Origin of the sequence: Caryophanon latum (assembly GCF_001700325.1) — a bacterium.
In the GTDB taxonomy this organism is placed as follows: Bacteria; Bacillota; Bacilli; order Bacillales_A; family Planococcaceae; genus Caryophanon; species Caryophanon latum.
On sequence record NZ_MATO01000086.1, the window covers coordinates 1 to 3,411 of the forward strand.

Annotated in this window: 1 protein-coding gene and 18 tRNA genes; 1 reads left to right on the top strand and 18 read right to left on the bottom strand. The window is 48.0% G+C overall.

Annotated features, from left to right (window positions below):
- Positions 1–534: 534 nt before the first annotated feature.
- Positions 535–1,470 (top strand): IS30 family transposase, encoded by a 936-nt coding sequence (locus A6K76_RS16020; protein WP_066466599.1) that lies wholly within the window; start codon positions 535–537, stop codon positions 1,468–1,470.
- Between the two features lie 56 nt (positions 1,471–1,526).
- Here the strand turns inward: A6K76_RS16020 and A6K76_RS16025 are convergent.
- The 18 genes from A6K76_RS16025 to A6K76_RS16110 form a co-directional block, all read right to left on the bottom strand.
- Positions 1,527–1,598, bottom strand: a tRNA-Glu gene (locus A6K76_RS16025).
- A 2-nt stretch (positions 1,599–1,600) separates the two neighbouring features.
- Positions 1,601–1,691: transfer RNA gene (locus tag A6K76_RS16030), tRNA-Ser, on the bottom strand.
- 5 nt (positions 1,692–1,696) lie between these two features.
- Positions 1,697–1,772 (bottom strand) — tRNA-Asn (locus A6K76_RS16035).
- Between the two features lie 10 nt (positions 1,773–1,782).
- Positions 1,783–1,859, bottom strand: a tRNA-Ile gene (locus A6K76_RS16040).
- Between the two features lie 7 nt (positions 1,860–1,866).
- A tRNA-Gly gene (locus tag A6K76_RS16045) sits at positions 1,867–1,940 on the bottom strand.
- A gap of 4 nt (positions 1,941–1,944) precedes the next feature.
- Positions 1,945–2,020, bottom strand: a tRNA-Phe gene (locus A6K76_RS16050).
- A gap of 8 nt (positions 2,021–2,028) precedes the next feature.
- Positions 2,029–2,104 (bottom strand) — tRNA-Asp (locus A6K76_RS16055).
- A 3-nt stretch (positions 2,105–2,107) separates the two neighbouring features.
- Positions 2,108–2,182, bottom strand: a tRNA-Met gene (locus tag A6K76_RS16060).
- 40 nt (positions 2,183–2,222) lie between these two features.
- Positions 2,223–2,315 (bottom strand) — tRNA-Ser (locus A6K76_RS16065).
- 25 nt (positions 2,316–2,340) lie between these two features.
- Positions 2,341–2,417 (bottom strand) — tRNA-Ile (locus A6K76_RS16070).
- 6 nt (positions 2,418–2,423) lie between these two features.
- A tRNA-Met gene (locus tag A6K76_RS16075) sits at positions 2,424–2,497 on the bottom strand.
- A gap of 16 nt (positions 2,498–2,513) precedes the next feature.
- Positions 2,514–2,589 (bottom strand) — tRNA-Ala (locus A6K76_RS16080).
- An 8-nt stretch (positions 2,590–2,597) separates the two neighbouring features.
- Positions 2,598–2,674 (bottom strand) — tRNA-Pro (locus A6K76_RS16085).
- 17 nt (positions 2,675–2,691) lie between these two features.
- Positions 2,692–2,768 (bottom strand) — tRNA-Arg (locus A6K76_RS16090).
- A 16-nt stretch (positions 2,769–2,784) separates the two neighbouring features.
- A tRNA-Leu gene (locus tag A6K76_RS16095) sits at positions 2,785–2,873 on the bottom strand.
- A 5-nt stretch (positions 2,874–2,878) separates the two neighbouring features.
- Positions 2,879–2,953 (bottom strand) — tRNA-Gly (locus A6K76_RS16100).
- 45 nt (positions 2,954–2,998) lie between these two features.
- Positions 2,999–3,074, bottom strand: a tRNA-Lys gene (locus A6K76_RS16105).
- A gap of 8 nt (positions 3,075–3,082) precedes the next feature.
- A tRNA-Thr gene (locus A6K76_RS16110) sits at positions 3,083–3,158 on the bottom strand.
- Positions 3,159–3,411 lie beyond the last annotated feature (253 nt).

The window sequence follows — 3,411 nt, forward strand, 5'->3', positions numbered from 1 at the left end:
GGTATGGGAACAGGTGTGACCTCTTTGCCATCGTCACTTCACATTTTTTCTTGAAGACAAGATTTATAATATCATATTTGCTATAAATTACAATACCTTTTTTATATATTTTTTATAAAAAATGCAGATTTTTTTATAGAGCTTACATTATATGAAAATAAAACATGAGTAATATCAACATTTCATCTATTACGTAATGCATGTTTATAAATTGCTTGCACTTTTTATACTACTATAAGATTGATCAGAAAGCTACTCCTATTTTCACTTTTAAAATTTCTTTAAAGTTGCTTGAAACGAGAGGCGGACTCCAGCGGGAAAAGCGCGAGCCTCAAGAGCCCGCAGTCGTGAGGCACGAACGACGAGGAGGCTTGCGCCGGGCCTGCGGAAAGCCTGCCTCGACGTGAAAAGCAACCCCAAGTTATGGTGAAGAGCCATATTAAGTGCAACACCTGCGAGACAAAATAAAAGAAACCCATAACGACCTCGTGTACCATGTTAGTTACCACACCAAACATCAGAGGAGGAATCGTTATGAGCTATACTCATCTTACCATATCTGAACGTGTAAAAATAGAAACCTATCTGGCATTGGGCTATTCCATTCGTGCCATCGCCCAGCACCTTCATCGCAGCCCCTCGACGATTTCAAGAGAGCTGCGTCGCCACCCCGATTGTTCTGTCGAGGAGGCACAGTCACGTTATCAAGCGAATAAAGCCAACTGTGGCGCGAAGTCCAAGCTCACTGCCGTGTTAAAAGAGGCACTTCAAGAAAAGCTCGATGAAACCTGGTCGCCTGAACAAATCGTCGGTCGTTTGTATGCAGGAAAACTGAGTTTTAAAAGCATTTATCGTTGGATTTACAACGGCTTATTAGCGGTGCCTGTTACGGTGCTTCGTCAAAAAGGAAAACGACAAAACCCGCGTGAAACAAGAGGGCGCTTCAACGTTGGCACACCCATTTCAGAGCGCCCAGCCAACGTACGGAAACGAGAAACTTTTGGGCACTGGGAACTTGATACCGTGGTATCAGGACGTGGGCAAGCAAAGGGCTGCGTCGCTACATTCATTGAGCGTAAAACACGCTGGTATGTCGGGATTCTTCTGCCAGACCGTTCCGCTGCATCAATGGAGAGTGCGGTGAAACAGCTGCATAAGCAGTTGCCTCTAGGCGCCTTTCAAACAGCGACAACGGATCGTGGGAAAGAATTCAGCTGTTACCACGCGCTGGAACAAGAGTTAAACATCCGCATATACTTTGCGGATGCGTACGCTTCGTGGCAACGTGGCAGTAATGAAAATGGCAATGGTTTGTTACGTGAGTTCTTCCCGAAGAAAACCAATTTCGATCATGTAACAGCGTCTGAGATGACACAAGCACTGCAATTAATCAACAGCCGACCCAGAAAATGTCTTGGTTGGAAAACCGCATACGAGGCGTTTGAGGAAGAACTGTTGCACTTAATTTGACAAACCATCACATAAAAAAACGCGCAGCGAATAATTTCGCTACGCGTTTTTTGCTATGACCCGTACGGGATTCGAACCCGTGTTACCGCCGTGAAAGGGCGGTGTCTTAACCACTTGACCAACGGGCCTCTGGCGGAGACAGAGGGATTTGAACCCTCGCGCCGGTTACCCGACCTACACCCTTAGCAGGGGCGCCTCTTCAGCCTCTTGAGTATGTCCCCATCTTTGGCTCCGAAAGCAGGACTCGAACCTGCGACCTGCCGGTTAACAGCCGGATGCTCTACCAACTGAGCTATTTCGGAATAATTTTTCTGGTGGGCCTAAATGGACTCGAACCATCGACCTCACGCTTATCAGGCGTGCGCTCTAACCAGCTGAGCTATAGGCCCGAAAAATTGGAGCGGGTGATGAGAATCGAACTCACGACATCAGTTTGGAAGACTGAGGTTTTACCATTAAACTACACCCGCTTTATGGTGGGTTTGGACGGAATCGAACCGCCGACACTTAGAGCTTCAATCTAATGCTCTACCAACTGAGCTACAAACCCATTAAAAATGGCGGTCCCGACCGGGATCGAACCGGCGATCTCCTGCGTGACAGGCAGGCATGTTAACCGCTACACCACGGGACCTTTTGGTTGCGGGGACAGGACTTGAACCTGCGACCTTCGGGTTATGAGCCCGACGAGCTACCACTGCTCCACCCCGCGATAATTGCTATTCTGTTCTGTTTTCACCATTCAAGTAAAATGGAGGAGGTAGAGGGATTCGAACCCCCGCGCGGTGTTACCCGCCTGTCGGTTTTCAAGACCGATCCCTTCAGCCAGACTTGGGTATACCTCCGTATATTATATGCTTGTTGTTTGAATGGTGGACCTTACAGGACTCGAACCTGTGACCGGACGGTTATGAGCCGTCTGCTCTAACCAACTGAGCTAAAGGTCCTTAGGATGGCTACCGAGGGAGTCGAACCCACGACCTTTCGGGTATGAACCGAATGCTCTAGCCAGCTGAGCTAGGTAGCCAGGATCTTTATTTTGTTGGTGGAGCCTAGCGGGATCGAACCGCTGACCTCCTGCGTGCAAGGCAGGCGCTCTCCCAGCTGAGCTAAGGCCCCATTAAAAATGGTCGGAATGACAGGATTCGAACCTACGACCCCTTGGTCCCAAACCAAGTGCTCTACCAAGCTGAGCTACATTCCGAAATAAATAGAAAAATATGGCGCGCCCGACAGGAGTCGAACCCATAACCTTTTGATCCGTAGTCAAACGCTCTATCCAATTGAGCTACGGGCGCATAATAAAATTAAAAATGGTGCCGAGGGCCGGAATCGAACCGGCACGGTGATCACTCACCGCAGGATTTTAAGTCCTGTGCGTCTGCCAGTTCCGCCACCCCGGCATTTTTGGAGCGGAAGACGAGGTTCGAACTCGCGACCCCCACCTTGGCAAGGTGGTGTTCTACCACTGAACTACTTCCGCAAAATGCATAAGATATTTTTAATCTGACAGTATATAAAGTTAAAATGGTGTGCCATGAAGGACTCGAACCTTCGACCCTCTGATTAAAAGTCAGATGCTCTACCAACTGAGCTAATAGCACATAATAAGTGGTGCCGGCGATAGGAGTCGAACCCACGACCTACTGATTACAAGTCAGTTGCTCTACCAACTGAGCTACACCGGCATAAATGGTGGAGGATGACGGGCTCGAACCGCCGACCCTCTGCTTGTTCGGTATGGGAACAGGTGTGACCTCTTTGCCATCGTCACTTCACTATATTACGGCTTCCAATCTACGGCGCAATTCATTATCGATTTGCTTGTATGTTGAAACCCTTTTGAGAAAGAATTGTTCTTTCAAAACTGGATAAACTCGATATTGTTGAAAACAAAATTTGGTTAAGTCCTCGACCGATTAGTATTCGTCAGCTCCATAC

What these genes read in the sequence shown, in the direction of transcription:
- A6K76_RS16020 (WP_066466599.1), top strand. Translation starts at nt 535, where the DNA reads ATGAGCTATACTCATCTTACCATATCTGAACGTGTAAAAATAGAAACC.